Consider the following 14,625-nt stretch of genomic DNA (forward strand, 5'->3'; position numbering starts at 1 on the left):
TCCCAGCTGAGCTATAGCCCCATCTCGAGGACGGGGCGCATGTTAGGCGCGCCCCGCCGCCCTGTCAACACAATTTTTATTCGGCCCGCATTTTTTTTTTGCAGACAGAACAACCACTTACCCCAAGAGCCTGGCGCAAGGCCAGGCCCGCCGGGTAATCACTTCAACTCGGCCAGTAGCTTCTCCCACTCCTTGCTTTCCTTCTTCGAAGGACTGCCCAGCAACTCCACGGCCTGACGCAGACGAAAACGCGAAAGATCCGGGCCGAGGATCTCCATGGCGTCGAGAACCGATACCGAGCTGGCCTGTCCGGTGATGGCCGGGAAGATCAACGGCATGACATCACGCAGCTTGAGCCCCTGATGCTCGGCCACCTGCTGGATGATTGCGGTGATCTTGTCCTTGTTCCACTGGCGCAATGCCTCGAGCTTCCAGAGGATCAGTTGCAACAGCAAACGTACCTGATCGGCCTGCAGTTTCTTGTGCTCGAACAGGCTGGCCTGCAGCGGCACCCCTCCCATGAAGAACATCCCAGCCAACGGTGCTAGCTGGCTGAACGTTTCGATGCGGCCCTGCACATGCGGCGCGATCTTCATCAGGTACTGCGGATTGAGCGCCCACTGCTGCACTTCGGCGGCAAAACGCTCGACCGGCAGTTCACGCAACCATTGGCCATTGAGCCAGGAGAGTTTCTCCAGATCGAAGATCGGCCCCCCCAGGGATACCCGCTGGATGTCGAAATGCTCGATCATTTCGGCCAGGGAGAACTTTTCGCGCTCGTCCGGCATCGACCAGCCCATGCGCCCCAGGTAGTTGAGCATGGCCTCCGGCAGAAAGCCCATGCGCTCGTAAAAGGTAATGCTGGTGGGGTTCTTGCGCTTGGACAGCTTGGACTTGTCGGGATTGCGTAGCAGCGGCATGTAGACCAGCTGCGGCTGCTCCCAGCCGAAGTATTCGTACAGCTTGATCAGCTTGGGCGCCGAAGGCAGCCACTCCTCGCCACGCAGCACATGGGTAATGCCCATCAGGTGGTCATCGACCACATTGGCCAGGAAGTAGGTGGGCAGGCCGTCGGCCTTCATCAAGACCTGCATATCCATGCGGTCCCAGGGAATTTCCACCGCACCACGCAACAGGTCAGGCACCACGCAGACACCCTCACTGGGCACCTTCATGCGCACCACGTGCGACTCGCCGGCGGCGATGCGCTGCTCTGCTTCCTCTGCCGACAGATGCATGCAGTGCCCGTCATAGCGCGGGGTTTCCTTGCGTGCCTGCTGCTCGGCACGCACCTGGTCGAGACGTTCAGCGGAGCAGAAGCAGGGGAAGGCATGACCTTTGGCAACCAGCTCATCCGAATACTTCTTGTAGATGTGGCCCCGCTCGCTCTGCCGATACGGACCGTGCGGCCCGCCCACATCCGGCCCCTCGTCCCATTCGATACCCAGCCAGCGCAGGGCATCGAATATCTGCTGCTCGGACTCGCGTGACGAGCGCAGCTGGTCGGTATCTTCGATACGCAGGATGAACTGGCCGCCGTGCTGGCGAGCAAAGCACAGGTTGAACAGGGCAATGTAGGCAGTGCCAACATGCGGATCGCCGGTGGGCGATGGCGCGATACGGGTACGGACGGTGGTCATGGGGACTCTCGAAACAGGCTGCCGAAGCAGGAGTAAAAACAGGCCGATGTTAACAGGGCGCAGCCGCCCCGCTCTACCGGCTCAGAGGGCCAGCAGGCGCTCGCGCAGTGCCTGGATCTCATCACGCAACTGCGCAGCCTCTTCAAATTGCAGTTCACGGGCCAACTGGTACATCTGTTCTTCCAGTTGACGGATACGCTTGTTCAGCTCCGCCGGTGAACGCAACTGCGCCTCGTAACGCGCCGTTTCTTCTGCGGCACGCGCCTGGGCCTTGCGCTTGTTGCTGCGTGCGCCCGGCACTACGGCCCCCTCGAGGATGTCACGGATGTCCTTCTTGACGCCTTTCGGCACGATGCCGTGCTCGGCATTGAAGGCCAGCTGCTTGGCGCGGCGCCGTTCGGTTTCGTCAATCGCCCGCTGCATCGAACCGGTCATCTGATCGGCATACAGGATGGCCTTGCCATGCAGGTTGCGTGCGGCGCGACCGATAGTCTGGATCAGCGAGCGCTCGCTGCGCAGAAAGCCCTCCTTGTCCGCATCGAGAATGGCCACGAGCGAGACTTCAGGCATATCCAGCCCCTCGCGCAACAGGTTGATGCCAACCAGCACATCGAACACCCCGGTACGCAGGTCGCGGATAATCTCCACCCGCTCCACGGTATCGATATCCGAGTGCAGGTAACGCACCCGTACATCGTGCTCGGACAGGTAGTCGGTGAGATCCTCAGCCATGCGTTTGGTCAGCGTGGTCACCAACACCCGCTCCTCGGCTGCCACCCGCAAACGTATTTCGGAAAGCAGGTCATCAACCTGGCTACGCGCGGGACGCACCTCGATCTGCGGGTCTACCAGCCCGGTCGGGCGCACCACCTGTTCGATGACACGTCCACTGTGCGCCGCCTCGTAAGGCCCTGGGGTGGCCGAGACAAAGATGGTCTGCGGACTGATGGCCTCCCACTCCTCAAAACGCAGGGGCCGATTATCCAGCGCCGAAGGCAGGCGAAAACCGTACTCGACCAGTGTTTCCTTGCGCGAACGGTCGCCTTTGTACATCGCCCCGACCTGCGGCACCGAAACGTGCGACTCATCGATTACCAGCAAGGCATTGGCCGGCAGGTAGTCGTAGAGGGTTGGCGGCGGCAGGCCCGGCCCGCGCCCGGACAGGTAGCGCGAGTAGTTTTCGATGCCGTTGCAGTAACCCAGCTCGAGAATCATCTCCAGGTCGAAGCGCGTGCGCTGCTCCAGACGCTCGGCGGCCACCAGCTTGTTTTCCCCGCGCAGGTAGTCAAGGCGCTGCTTCAGTTCGATCTTGATCTGCTCGACAGCCTCCAGCAGGGTCTCGCGCGGCGTGACGTAGTGGCTTTTCGGGTAGAAGGTGAAACGCGGCAGTTTCTGCAGCACCTCACCGGTCAGCGGATCGAAGGCACTGATGCTCTCCACCTCGTCATCGAACAGCTCGACACGAATGGCTTCCAGATCGGACTCCGCCGGGTAGATATCGATGACATCGCCACGCACGCGGAAACTGGCCCGGGCAAAATCCATGTCATTACGGCTGTACTGCAGGCTGGCCAGGCGACGCAGCAATTCACGCTGATCGATACGATCACCGCGATCCAGATGCAGGACCATTTTCAGATAAGCCTGCGGATCGCCCAGGCCATAGATGGACGATACCGTACAGACGATTATGGCATCCTCGCGCTCCAACAGCGCCTTGGTCGCCGACAGACGCATCTGCTCGATATGGTCGTTAATCGAGGCGTCCTTCTCGATAAAGGTATCCGAAGAAGGCACATAGGCTTCGGGCTGGTAGTAGTCGTAGTAGGAAACGAAATACTCCACGGCGTTATGCGGAAAAAAACTCTTGAACTCGCCATATAGCTGCGCCGCCAGGGTCTTGTTGGGCGCCAGCACCAGGGTAGGGCGCTGTACCTGGGCAATCACGTTGGCGATGCTGAAGGTCTTGCCTGAGCCAGTGACACCCAGCAGGGTCTGGTGAGACAGCCCTGCTTCCAATCCTTCGACCATCTGGCGGATCGCCTCGGGCTGATCGCCAGCTGGGGTATAACGGGTCACCAGTTCGAATGCCGCCATAGATACCTCGGAAAAATAGCTGTGACGTCGCCTCACGCGGCTCGTCTTAACGGGGCAAACCACCCATGCATTGCACGCCTTATGCGGCGATCTTTCCATGGGCGGCGGCGCACAGGGTCGCTATACTAGCGCCCCGATTCGTCCAGCCCCAGCCTGCAATGGCCGGGACCCACCAGCCCTCCTAGAGTTCGAGCCGCATCATGAGCCTCTTCTCTGCCGTCGAAATGGCACCGCGCGATCCCATCCTGGGTCTGAATGAAGCATTCAACGCCGATCCCCGCAGCAGCAAGGTCAACCTTGGCGTGGGTGTCTACTTCACCGATGAAGGCCGCATTCCACTGTTGCGCGCCGTAGCGGCAGCCGAGCAGGCACGGATCCAGGCGCATGCACCGCGGGGTTACCTGCCGATCGAAGGCATCGCCAGCTACGACAGTGCCGTGCAGAAACTGCTGTTTGGCCAGGATGCCGCGCTGCTGCAGGCGGGCCGCGTGATCACTACCCAGTCACTGGGCGGTACCGGAGCACTGAAGATTGGCGCAGACTTCCTCAAGCGCCTGCTCCCCGAAGCCTGCGTGGCGATCAGCAACCCCAGCTGGGAGAATCACCGCGCACTGTTTGAATCAGCCGGCTTCCCGGTACACAACTACAGTTATTACGATGCCGCCAGCCAGGGCGTCGATCGGCAAGGCATGCTCGACGACCTGCGCGCCCTGCCGGCACGCTCCATCGTCGTCTTGCACGCCTGCTGCCATAATCCGACCGGCGTCGACCTCGAGCTGGATGACTGGAAAGCCGTACTGGAGGTTCTGCGCGAGCGCGAACACGTACCCTTTCTCGATATTGCCTACCAGGGCTTTGGCGATGGCATCGACGAAGATGCGTTCGCTGTGCGCCTGTTCGCCGAATCCGGCCTGAACTTCCTGGTATCCAGCTCGTTCTCCAAATCCTTCTCTCTGTATGGCGAGCGTGTCGGTGCCCTGTCCATCGTCACCGACTCCCAGGAAGAAAGCACCCGCGTGCTCTCCCAGGTCAAGCGCGTCATCCGTACCAACTACTCGAACCCACCCACTCACGGCGCCACTGTGGTTGGCAATGTACTCAACAGCACAGAACTACGTGCCATGTGGGAGCAGGAATTGGCCGAGATGCGCGAGCGCATTCGCGACATGCGTACAACCATGGTTGAACAACTGGCCAGTCTCGGCGCCAAACGCGACTTCGCCTTTGTGGCCCGCCAGCGCGGCATGTTCTCCTATTCTGGCCTGACGCCCGAACAAGTAGAACGCCTGAAAAGCGAGTTCGGCATCTATGCCGTGGGCACGGGACGCATCTGCGTGGCAGCACTGAACAGCGGCAATATTCGCGCAGTTACCGAAGCCATCGTAAAAGTCCTCTGAAAAACTCGGAGAGGTCTTCACAGGTGTTGACTTCTCCTTAGCAATCAGTAGGATACGCACCGTTGTTCCGCGATAGCTCAGTCGGTAGAGCAAATGACTGTTAATCATTGGGTCCCTGGTTCGAGTCCAGGTCGCGGAGCCAAATTCAAACCCGATCCTAGGATCGGGTTTTTTATTGCCCGCGGCATATCACCCGGCCGCCCCTTCCTTTGCCCCACGCTTTTCGCCTGCAGCACGTTTCAGTAATACTTTCCGCCGTAGGCCAGACGAGCCAGGCCCAGCAAAGCACCTGCAAAAATGGCCAAAGCCAGGGTGTTTTCTACCAGGGTTTCAACAAACAACATGGTCTGCACTCCTCTCCAGCTAGATTAAGCTCGCTTCGTATACGAGCATCGCCCGGAAATAACTGTATGTCCATACAGTGCTTTGTGCAACCCCCTTATCACGGAAAAAGGGCCGGCACAGGCCGACCCTTTTCTGCAGACGCGCACTCACCTTCAGGGGCTAACGCTCAAGCGAGCGCGATTCTTCTCCAGCGTCGCTACCCCGATCCCCTTGACCTCAAGCAATTCTTCAACCGACTGAAACGCTCCGTGCGCCTGACGGTAATCGACGATAGCCTGAGCCTTGACCGCACCAATACCTACCAACTCACGCTGCAAGGTCGCCGCATCCGCGCTATTCACGTCAATCACCCCGGCCACTTCTGCCTGGCTGGCCGCAGGCAGCGCAGTCGGCGCCATGCTTTCCGCAGCCTGCACAGCCAGGCTGGAGAACGACAGGCAAGAGAACAACAAGGAGGCTACAAGTGCTTTTTTCATGATCAGTTCCTTTGAATAGACAGTGTCAATGCAACCACAGCCGGGTTGCCACTGAGACCCTAGACAAAGCTGACCGACCGTCAAACGCAGTCAGCATGCAGCGACGGATTCTGTGACAGTTCGCGCAGGAGCAGGATACTGCGCCCACTCAGGAAGCCAGTGGTTGAGTCGCCTCTTCCAGCCAGCCGAGGATCCGTACCGCATCATCCCGAGAGCTTCCACATACCTGTGGATCAGCGGCAAAGTCCAGGCAGACGGCTGGTCGTTCGGGTTTGCCAAACAAGGCGCAACGGTTGTCGCCAGCAAGATGTAGGCAACGCTGCCCCGCAGGCTTGCCCTGAGGCATACCGGGAATCGGCGATGAAATGGAAGGTGCGATGCAACAGGCACCGCAACCGGCTCGACACTGCATGAACACCTCGCAAGCGGCCTGGACGACCGCCCTTGCAGCGGTCGGCGGGCATTTTAACCAGCCTGGCGTCACTGTAAATACAGCCCCTTGGCGGCAACAACAGCAAGGATTAGGCTGCGCAGCAATTTTCCAATGAGCCGTCGACCATGCCTGTGTGGATGCAAACCGCTGCCCTGCTGTGCCTCTCCAATGTTTTCATGACATTCGCCTGGTACGGTCATCTGAAGACACTGAACAGCAAGCCCTGGTTGATTGCCGCTCTCCTCAGTTGGGGGATCGCGCTATTTGAATACCTGCTGATGGTTCCCGCCAACCGTATCGGCTATACCGTGCTGTCGGTCGGCCAGCTGAAGATCATGCAGGAAGTGATCACCCTGGCGATTTTCGTGCCCTTCAGCGTGCTGTATATGCAGCAACCTCTCAAGCTGGACTACCTGTGGGCCGGGCTATGCTTGCTGGGTGCCGTGTATTTCATTTTCCGCAACTAAGGGCGCACGTAAGCGGGCAATCAGGCTGGAAGTATCCCAGCGCCCTCCACCCAGGCGCTGGACATCGGCATAGAACTGATCAACCAGCGCAGTGACTGGTAGCTGCGCGCCATTGCGTCGCGCCTCATCAAGCACAATAGCCAGATCCTTGCGCATCCAGTCCACGGCAAAACCGAAATCGAAGCGCCCCTCCAGCATCGTCTTGTGCCGATTCTCCAACTGCCAGGATTGCGCAGCCCCCTGGCTGATCACGGCCATCGCCGCCTCGCCGTCCAGCCCGGCACATTGTGCAAAATGCAGCGCTTCGGCCAGTCCCTGAAGCAGGCCGCCGATGCAAATCTGGTTGACCATTTTAGTCAACTGCCCGCTACCCACCGGCCCCATGTGTTGCACCCGCCGTGCGTAGCAGGCCATGACCGGCTCAGCTCGTGCGAACCACAAGGCTTCACCGCCAACCATGATGGTCAACTGGCCATTGATTGCTCCCGCCTGACCGCCTGACACCGGGGCATCAATGAACCCCAACTCACGCTCGGCTGCCTGTATCGCCAACTCCCGCGCCACGTCAGCCGAAGCGGTGGTGTGATCAACCAGCACGGATCCCGGCGACATACCGGAAAAAGCGCCCTGCTCGCCCAGCAAGACTTGACGCAAGTCGTCATCATTACCCACGCAACACATCACCAACTCGGCACCCTGCGCTGCCTGGCGCGGCGTATCGGCACAGTCACCGGCATACTCCGCAGACCACTGCAAAGCCTTGGCCGGTGTGCGGTTGTACACCCTGACGCGATGCCCCTGGCGCTGCAAATGCCCCGCCATGGGATAGCCCATCACCCCCAAGCCAATGAATGCCACGTTCATATCCATACTCCTTGAATGCACCAGCGCGCACAGTAGCAAGCCTTTGCAGGCCCTCGAAAGGCCCGCATACTGCCAGCTTTCATCCTGTAGCACGCAAGGAGCGAGCGATGCCCGCCTGGCTGGTCATTGACCTGGAAGCCACCACCGACGAGGGTGGCTGGCCCCTGGAAGAGATGGAAATTATCGAGATTGGTGCCGTGCTGGTAACTTGCGGCGGCGAAGAAATCAGCCAGTGGCAGCATTTCGTACGGCCCATTCGCCATCCGCAACTGACCGACTTCTGTAGACAATTGACGCAGATAGAACAATATCAGCTGAACAACGCCGCAGGCTTTGCCCAGGCTAGCCAAGCGCTTGACGAGTGGCTGGCCAGCCAGACGCGCACAGTACTGGGCTGGTGCAGCTGGGGTGACTACGATCGCCGCCAGTGGCATCTGCAAGCTTCCCAGGAGCATGCGCAAAGCAGCCTACTGCATCTGCCGCACCACAATCTGAAAAAGCACTATGCCAGGCAACAGCGACTAGGCAGACAGGTTGGCCTAAAGCGAGCCCTGCAACACGCCGGCCTACAGTTCTGCGGCCAACAACACCGCGCACTCGACGATGCACGCAACACCGCCCGCCTGCTCAACTATTGCCGCCTACCAGGCCATATCGAGACGAGCACGCCTTAGTGACGCTGACGCGAGCCTTGGGCATACTGGCGCTCCTTTTTCCACCCCCAAGAGGATGCCAGATGTTCAAGGTCAACGAGTATTTCGGCGGCACAGTCAAATCCATCGCCTTCACTCAGCATGAAGGCCCTGCCACCATTGGCGTCATGGCCCCTGGCGAATACGAATTCGGCACCAGCCAAGCGGAAGTCATGCATGTAGTCAGCGGCGCGCTGACCGTCAAACTGCCCGGTAGCGAGCAGTGGCAAACCTTTGCAGCTGGCAGTCAGTTCAATGTGCCCGCTGACAGCAAATTCCAGCTGCAGGTTGCCGTAGATACCGCCTATCTCTGCGAATACCGCTAAGCAAGCAATCCGCCACCTGCATAAGCATCAGGGCCGTGCAGGTGGCAGGCGTCCGCGCTCATCGGAGAACACCACCTCAACCCGTCGATTTTGTGCCCGTCCGCGTGCCGAAGCATTTTCGCTCAACGGATAAGCCTCGCCGTAACCCACGACCTCGACACGCTCGCGGCGGATGCCCAAGTCAACCAGTGCATCAGCTACCGCCTGCGCTCGCTGCTGTGACAACTGCATATTCATCGCCTTGTTACCCAGGCTGTCACTATAGCCTTCGACCCTTACAACACGCGCCGGATTGAGCTGCAGCAGCTGGACAATCTTCAACAAGGTACGACTCGCCACCGCCTTCAGCTCAGCACGCCCCGTATCGAAAGCCATATCGGCAAAACTCAATACCAGGCCGCGCTCACCACCTTCCGTCTGCAGGCTAAGCACCTGATCCTCAAGCCACTGACTATGCTGCTGGACGCTGAGCAGGCGTGCCTCGCGCAAAGACAACTGCAGTCGCTCGCGCTCACCCTGCAACCGCTGCAAACGCTGGCGATTCAAGGCCTGCTGGGTATGCTCGCGGGCAATAGCGCTGTAAGCCTGGCTCAAATAGGCAAAATGCTGCACATCGCCAGCACTCCCCCAATAACCTGCCAGGCGCTCGGCGCGCGCCAGTGACTCGCCGGCACGCAGCACATCCTTGGCCGCGTACTGTAAAACCTGCGGATCACTTTTGACCTGCTGGAACGCCTCACGGGCCGGCACCAAAGCCTCCTCGCTATGCTGAGGACTCGCACAGCCGGCCAACAGCAGCACCATCGAGCAAAACAGGACACGCATCAGTTCACCTCACTCAGCTGTTTGCGCAGTCGCTGCAACTGCAGCAACAGGACGTCCAGTTCAGCCTCACTCTGCGCCGACAGTTGTTGTGCTTGCGCAAGTCGCGCATCCAGCTCGGCCTGCTCAGCCAAGACACGCGCCCGTTTGAAGTCTTCTTCCGCCATATTCTTGCGCGCACGCGCCAGCTTCTGTTCAGCCGATTGCAGAGCGCGGGCAGTGGCTGGCACCCCCGTGTCATACGCCTGCTGCAAGGCTTGCTCGCTCAAGCGCAGTTGCTCAAGGGGGGCCGGATCATGAGCGCAGCCCGACAGCAATGCCAACAGGCCGAGCATGAGCAGCCCCTTTGTTTCAATGCGCATGTCGTTCACCCATCGTAGTCAGATTCATTCAAGCAACAGCGAGTCCTGCTGCACCTGCTGGGACTGCCACAACGCCAGGCTGTCTTGCAGCACGCGCTCGGCGACACCGGAGGCACGCAATTCCATCACGCTGCGCGCCAGCTGCCCGCGCAGGCGCGCGGTATTGCAGGCCGAATTGTGTGAAAGCGTGAAGTGCAGGCCCTCACTGGAAATGGCCGGCTGCAACACGTCCAGCTCCTCGGCAAACCCCAGACTCTGCGCAATGGCCGTGCCGGGGTACTGCTCATACAGCACATAGTCGGTACGCCCGAGCAGCAGCTTGCGCATCGCCTGGGCAATACTCGGTACGACCTCAATACTCAAGTGCTGCTGAGCATACCGATCAAAATCCTCGCCAAAGCTGTTATTGACCAGGGTACCGCCCTTGAGTCCCTGCAGATCCTGGCGGCCAGCGTAGAACAGCTCCTGGCCACGCCGCACCCAGACCACGCTGTCGGTATGCAGGAACGGCGGGTGTACGTAGTCCATATATTCAACACGCGCCTGCGTCACGAACGCACCGGCCAGCATGTCTACCCGCCCGCTACGCGCCTCGTCCTGAGCTCGCGCCCAGGAGCCGGTGTAGATAACGTCGACTTCAATATCGAGAGCGCGACCAATGCGCTTGAGCAGCTCGGCATTTGCGCCCATCAGCTGCGCCGGATTATCCGGATTGCGCCACAGGTATGGCGGATACTCCGGATTCCCCGTTGCTACCAGACGTTCGCAGCTGCCAGCACTCCAGGCAGGCCCCGCCAGCAAGAAAAACAGGACACCCGCACACGATAAAAAGCTTCGCAGCATACCGACTCCCAAACAACGCAATGCCAGCGACCAGAGCAAAGATCATAACGCATCGCATTGCCCACAGCGCACAAAACCCACCGCGCAAAAACAACAAACCCGCCATAGCGGCGGGCTTGTTGATACAGCAGCTGAGGTGATCAGACCAGGCTTTCCAGCTCCGGAACAGCCTCGAACAGATCAGCAACCAGGCCGTAGTCGGCGACCTGGAAGATCGGCGCCTCTTCGTCCTTGTTGATTGCCACGATCACCTTGGAGTCTTTCATGCCAGCCAGGTGCTGGATAGCACCGGAGATGCCGACCGCGATGTACAGCTGCGGCGCGACGATTTTGCCGGTCTGACCGACCTGCATGTCGTTCGGCACGAAGCCGGCGTCAACGGCCGCGCGCGAAGCGCCAACGGCAGCGCCCAGCTTGTCGGCCAGCGCGTACAGGTGCTTGAAGTTGTCACCATTGCCCATACCACGACCGCCGGAAACGACGATCTTCGCTGCGGTCAGCTCCGGACGATCCGACTTGGCCAGCTCTTCACCAACGAAGGCCGACTTGCCGGCATCAGCTGCGCCTGCCACGGCTTCAACGGCGGCAGAACCACCTTCAGCAGCGGCGGCATCAAAACCGGTGGTACGTACGGTGATCACCTTAACGGCAGCCGAAGACTGCACGGTAGCGATGGCATTACCCGCATAGATCGGACGCTTGAAGGTATCCGCGCTTTCCACGGCGATGATCTCGGAGATCTGATCAACATCCAGAGCAGCGGCAACGCGCGGCAGGAAGTTCTTGCCGGTGGTGGTGGCGGCAGCCAGGATGTGGCTGTAGCTCTTGCCCAATTCGGCAACCAGCGGTGCGAGGTTTTCCGGCAGTTGGTGAGCCAAAGAAGCGTCGTCTGCTACCAGCACCTTGCTCACGCCAGCAACCTTGGCTGCTGCTTCGGCGGCAGCGGCGCAACCAGCACCGGCAACCAGCACGTGAATGTCGCCACCGATCTTCTGGGCTGCAGTCACGACATTGAGAGTCGCGGCGCTCAGGGCAGCATTGGAGTGTTCAGCGATAACCAGGATAGCCATTTAGATTACCTTCGCCTCGTTCTTCAGTTTCTCGACCAGTTCAGCCACGGACTTGACCTTGATGCCGGCGCTGCGGGTAGCCGGCGCTTCAACCTTGAGGGTCTTGACGGTGGAGGCGGTGGAAACGCCCAGCGCATCGGGAGTCAGAGTCTCCAGCGGCTTTTTCTTGGCCTTCATGATGTTCGGCAGCGACGCGTAGCGCGGCTCGTTCAGGCGCAGGTCGGTGGTCACGATAGCCGGCAGGCTCAATGCAACGGTTTGCAGACCGCCGTCAATTTCGCGGGTCACGTTAACCTTGTCACCAGCCACTTCAACCTTGGAGGCAAAGGTGCCTTGCGGCATGCCAGTCAATGCACCGAGCATCTGGCCGGTCTGGTTGTTGTCGCTGTCAATCGCCTGCTTGCCAAGAATAACCAGCTGCGGCTGTTCTTTCTCAACCACGGCCTTGAGCACCTTGGCCACAGCCAGGGAGTTCAGTTCATCATTGGACTCAACCAGAATGGCGCGGTCAGCACCCAGTGCCAGAGCGGTACGCAGTTGCTCCTGAGCCGCATTCGGGCCAACGGCCACAACTACGATCTCGCTGGCAACGCCCTTCTCTTTCAGGCGTACGGCTTCTTCCACGGCGATTTCGCAGAAGGGGTTCATCGACATCTTGACGTTGGCGAGGTCGACGCCGGAGTTGTCCGCCTTGACGCGAACCTTGACGTTGTAGTCGACCACTCGTTTGACAGCTACAAGAACCTTCATGGATTCCTCGTTACTCTCCGGTGAATAAGAATGTCGCCCAGGCGGTGCCTGGCGGGTGATGCAGATCGGCCGGAACCGATAGTCAGCCCATGCGAGCGAGCGCAAAACCGTTCGTATCTTGACTGTATCGCCTATCTGGGTCAATACGGCAAAATAGGCACAATCGGCTGCCTAAGGCTGATGCTAACAGGGTTTTGGCAAATTCAAACAAACGTTTGTATTGGAGCTATCCCAGCCTGCAGATATAATGCTGCGGCTCTGATCCGGGATAGATCCTAGCCTACATCATAAAATATCGAAGAGCCTCGAGTAGGAGATAGACTGTGGAACGCGAATACATGGAATTCGACGTCGTCATCGTCGGCGCCGGCCCCGCCGGTCTTTCCGCCGCATGCCGACTGAAACAGCAAGCCGCTGACGCTGGCCAAGAAATCAGCGTTTGTGTGGTCGAGAAAGGTTCCGAAGTCGGCGCCCACATTCTCTCCGGTGCGGTTTTCGAACCACGCGCGCTCAACGAACTCTTCCCCAACTGGCAAGAGCTCGGCGCTCCGCTGAACACCTCAGTCAAACGTGACGACATTTACCTGCTCAAAAATGCAGAAAATGCCACACGTATCCCAGACCTCTTTGTGCCGAAAACCATGCACAACGAAGGCAACTACATCATCTCTCTGGGCAATCTTTGCCGCTGGCTGGCCCAGCAGGCCGAAGGCCTGGGCGTCGAGATCTATCCGGGCTTCGCTGCTCAGGAAGCACTGATCGACGAGAACGGCGTGGTGCGCGGCATCATCACAGGCGACCTGGGCGTGGATCGTGAAGGCCACCCGAAGGAAGGCTACTACACCCCGGGCATGGAACTGCGTGCCAAGTACACGCTGTTCGCCGAAGGCTGCCGTGGCCACATCGGCAAGCAGCTGATCAAGAAATACAACCTGGACAGCGAAGCCGACGCCCAGCATTACGGCATTGGCATTAAGGAAATCTGGGACATCGACCCGGCCAAGCATGAGCAGGGCCTGGTGGTGCACACCGCCGGCTGGCCGCTGGACATCATGGGCAAGGAAAACACCGGTGGTTCGTTCCTCTACCATCTGGAGAACAACCAGGTAGTCGTTGGCCTGATCATCGACCTGTCCTATGCCAACCCGCACCTGTCGCCCTTCGATGAATTCCAGCGCTACAAGCACCACCCGGTGATCAAGCAGTACCTGGAAGGCGGCAAGCGCGTCGCCTATGGCGCACGCGCCATCTGCAAAGGCGGCATCAACTCGATGCCCAAGATGGTGTTCCCGGGCGGCGCATTGATCGGTTGCGATCTCGGCACCCTCAACTTCGCCAAGATCAAGGGCAGCCACACCGCCATGAAATCTGGCATGCTGGCTGCGGAAGCGGTTGCTGCAGCCCTCTTTGCAGGCAAGGAAGGCGGTGATGTGCTGACTAGCTACGTCGACAACTTCAAGAGCAGCTGGCTGTTCGACGAACTGTTCCGCAGCCGCAACTTCGGCCCGGCCATCCACAAGTTCGGCGCACTGCTGGGCGGAGCCTTCAACTACATCGACCAGAACTGGTTCGGTGGCAAGATCCCCTTCACCCTGCATGACAACAAGCCGGACTATGCCTGCCTGAAGCCGGCTGCCGAATGCACGAAGATCGACTACCCGAAACCGGATGGCAAACTCAGCTTCGACAAGCTCAGCTCGGTATTCCTCTCCAATACCAACCATGAAGAGGAACAACCCTGCCACCTGAAGCTGACCGACCCGAGCATTCCGCTGAGCAAGAACCTGCCGCTCTATGACGAACCGGCACAACGTTACTGCCCGGCCGGGGTCTATGAAGTGGTCACCCAGGAAGACGGCAACAAGCGCTTCCAGATCAACGCGCAGAACTGTGTGCACTGCAAGACCTGTGACATCAAGGATCCTGCACAGAACATCACCTGGGTAGCCCCGGAAGGCACTGGCGGCCCGAACTACCCCAACATGTAAGTGCGCCTCGTATAAAAAAGCCCGACCAATGGTCGTAATGCTGTTCACTTAAG

General features: G+C 59.4%; 15 protein-coding genes and 1 tRNA gene. 6 read left to right on the top strand and 10 right to left on the bottom strand.

Annotated features, from left to right (window positions below; genetic code table 11):
* Positions 1-158: 158 nt before the first annotated feature.
* Together gltX and uvrB are read right to left on the bottom strand one after the other, a co-directional pair.
* A complete protein-coding gene (gltX, locus tag CFY91_RS14735) occupies positions 159-1,640 on the bottom strand; it encodes a glutamate--tRNA ligase (protein ID WP_093987150.1) in 1,482 nt (493 codons plus the stop codon).
* Positions 1,641-1,721: 81 nt separating this feature from the next.
* Positions 1,722-3,737 carry an excinuclease ABC subunit UvrB gene (uvrB, locus tag CFY91_RS14740; RefSeq protein ID WP_093987151.1) on the bottom strand — a complete coding sequence of 672 codons (2,016 nt, stop codon included), beginning with the start codon at positions 3,735-3,737 and terminating at the stop codon, positions 1,722-1,724.
* Between the two features lie 200 nt (positions 3,738-3,937).
* Here uvrB and CFY91_RS14745 point away from each other — a divergent pair, with 200 nt between their 5' ends.
* Positions 3,938-5,134 (top strand): amino acid aminotransferase, encoded by a 1,197-nt coding sequence (locus CFY91_RS14745; RefSeq protein ID WP_093987152.1) that lies wholly within the window; start codon positions 3,938-3,940, stop codon positions 5,132-5,134.
* 66 nt (positions 5,135-5,200) lie between these two features.
* A tRNA-Asn gene (locus CFY91_RS14750) sits at positions 5,201-5,276 on the top strand.
* A 355-nt stretch (positions 5,277-5,631) separates the two neighbouring features.
* Here CFY91_RS14750 and CFY91_RS14755 read toward each other — a convergent pair.
* Positions 5,632-5,955, bottom strand: coding sequence for a ComEA family DNA-binding protein (locus tag CFY91_RS14755; RefSeq protein ID WP_093987153.1), 324 nt, complete (start codon positions 5,953-5,955; stop codon positions 5,632-5,634).
* A 148-nt stretch (positions 5,956-6,103) separates the two neighbouring features.
* Positions 6,104-6,367 (bottom strand): YkgJ family cysteine cluster protein, encoded by a 264-nt coding sequence (locus tag CFY91_RS16265; protein WP_093987154.1) that lies wholly within the window; start codon positions 6,365-6,367, stop codon positions 6,104-6,106.
* Positions 6,368-6,513: 146 nt separating this feature from the next.
* On the opposite strand from CFY91_RS16265, the gene CFY91_RS14765 reads away from it, so the two are divergent.
* The gene (locus CFY91_RS14765; RefSeq protein WP_093987155.1) at positions 6,514-6,855 is read left to right on the top strand and encodes a DMT family protein; all 342 of its coding nucleotides are present in this window, start codon (positions 6,514-6,516) and stop codon (positions 6,853-6,855) included.
* Here CFY91_RS14765 and CFY91_RS14770 read toward each other — a convergent pair.
* Positions 6,814-7,719 (bottom strand): NAD(P)-dependent oxidoreductase, encoded by a 906-nt coding sequence (locus CFY91_RS14770; protein ID WP_093987156.1) that lies wholly within the window; start codon positions 7,717-7,719, stop codon positions 6,814-6,816. The two genes, CFY91_RS14765 and CFY91_RS14770, sit on opposite strands and share 42 nt — an antisense overlap.
* A gap of 107 nt (positions 7,720-7,826) precedes the next feature.
* On the opposite strand from CFY91_RS14770, the gene CFY91_RS14775 reads away from it, so the two are divergent.
* Positions 7,827-8,393: a 3'-5' exonuclease gene (locus tag CFY91_RS14775; RefSeq protein ID WP_093987157.1), complete on the top strand. Its 567-nt coding sequence runs from the start codon at positions 7,827-7,829 to the stop codon at positions 8,391-8,393.
* 62 nt (positions 8,394-8,455) lie between these two features.
* On the top strand, positions 8,456-8,737 hold the full coding sequence (gene ppnP, locus CFY91_RS14780; RefSeq protein ID WP_093987158.1) for a pyrimidine/purine nucleoside phosphorylase: 282 nt from the start codon (positions 8,456-8,458) through the stop codon (positions 8,735-8,737).
* A gap of 27 nt (positions 8,738-8,764) precedes the next feature.
* Here ppnP and CFY91_RS14785 read toward each other — a convergent pair whose 3' ends face one another.
* From CFY91_RS14785 to CFY91_RS14805, 5 genes are all read right to left on the bottom strand, one after another.
* Positions 8,765-9,562, bottom strand: a complete 798-nt coding sequence (locus CFY91_RS14785) for an OmpA family protein (RefSeq protein ID WP_093987159.1) — start codon at positions 9,560-9,562, stop codon at positions 8,765-8,767.
* Entirely contained in the window at positions 9,562-9,915 is a 354-nt protein-coding gene (locus CFY91_RS14790) for a DUF4398 domain-containing protein (protein ID WP_165765337.1), read from the bottom strand. The genes CFY91_RS14785 and CFY91_RS14790 overlap by 1 nt, the downstream gene beginning before the upstream one ends.
* A gap of 30 nt (positions 9,916-9,945) precedes the next feature.
* On the bottom strand, positions 9,946-10,764 hold the full coding sequence (locus CFY91_RS14795; protein WP_093987160.1) for a substrate-binding periplasmic protein: 819 nt from the start codon (positions 10,762-10,764) through the stop codon (positions 9,946-9,948).
* A gap of 140 nt (positions 10,765-10,904) precedes the next feature.
* Positions 10,905-11,834, bottom strand: coding sequence for an electron transfer flavoprotein subunit alpha/FixB family protein (locus CFY91_RS14800; RefSeq protein ID WP_093987161.1), 930 nt, complete (start codon positions 11,832-11,834; stop codon positions 10,905-10,907).
* Positions 11,835-12,584 (bottom strand): electron transfer flavoprotein subunit beta/FixA family protein, encoded by a 750-nt coding sequence (locus CFY91_RS14805; protein WP_093987162.1) that lies wholly within the window; start codon positions 12,582-12,584, stop codon positions 11,835-11,837.
* A 323-nt stretch (positions 12,585-12,907) separates the two neighbouring features.
* Here CFY91_RS14805 and CFY91_RS14810 point away from each other — a divergent pair, with 323 nt between their 5' ends.
* Positions 12,908-14,572: an electron transfer flavoprotein-ubiquinone oxidoreductase gene (locus CFY91_RS14810; RefSeq protein ID WP_093987163.1), complete on the top strand. Its 1,665-nt coding sequence runs from the start codon at positions 12,908-12,910 to the stop codon at positions 14,570-14,572.
* Positions 14,573-14,625 lie beyond the last annotated feature (53 nt).

It is taken from the genome of Pseudomonas fluvialis (assembly GCF_002234375.1).
Taxonomy (GTDB): Bacteria; Pseudomonadota; Gammaproteobacteria; order Pseudomonadales; family Pseudomonadaceae; genus Aquipseudomonas; species Aquipseudomonas fluvialis.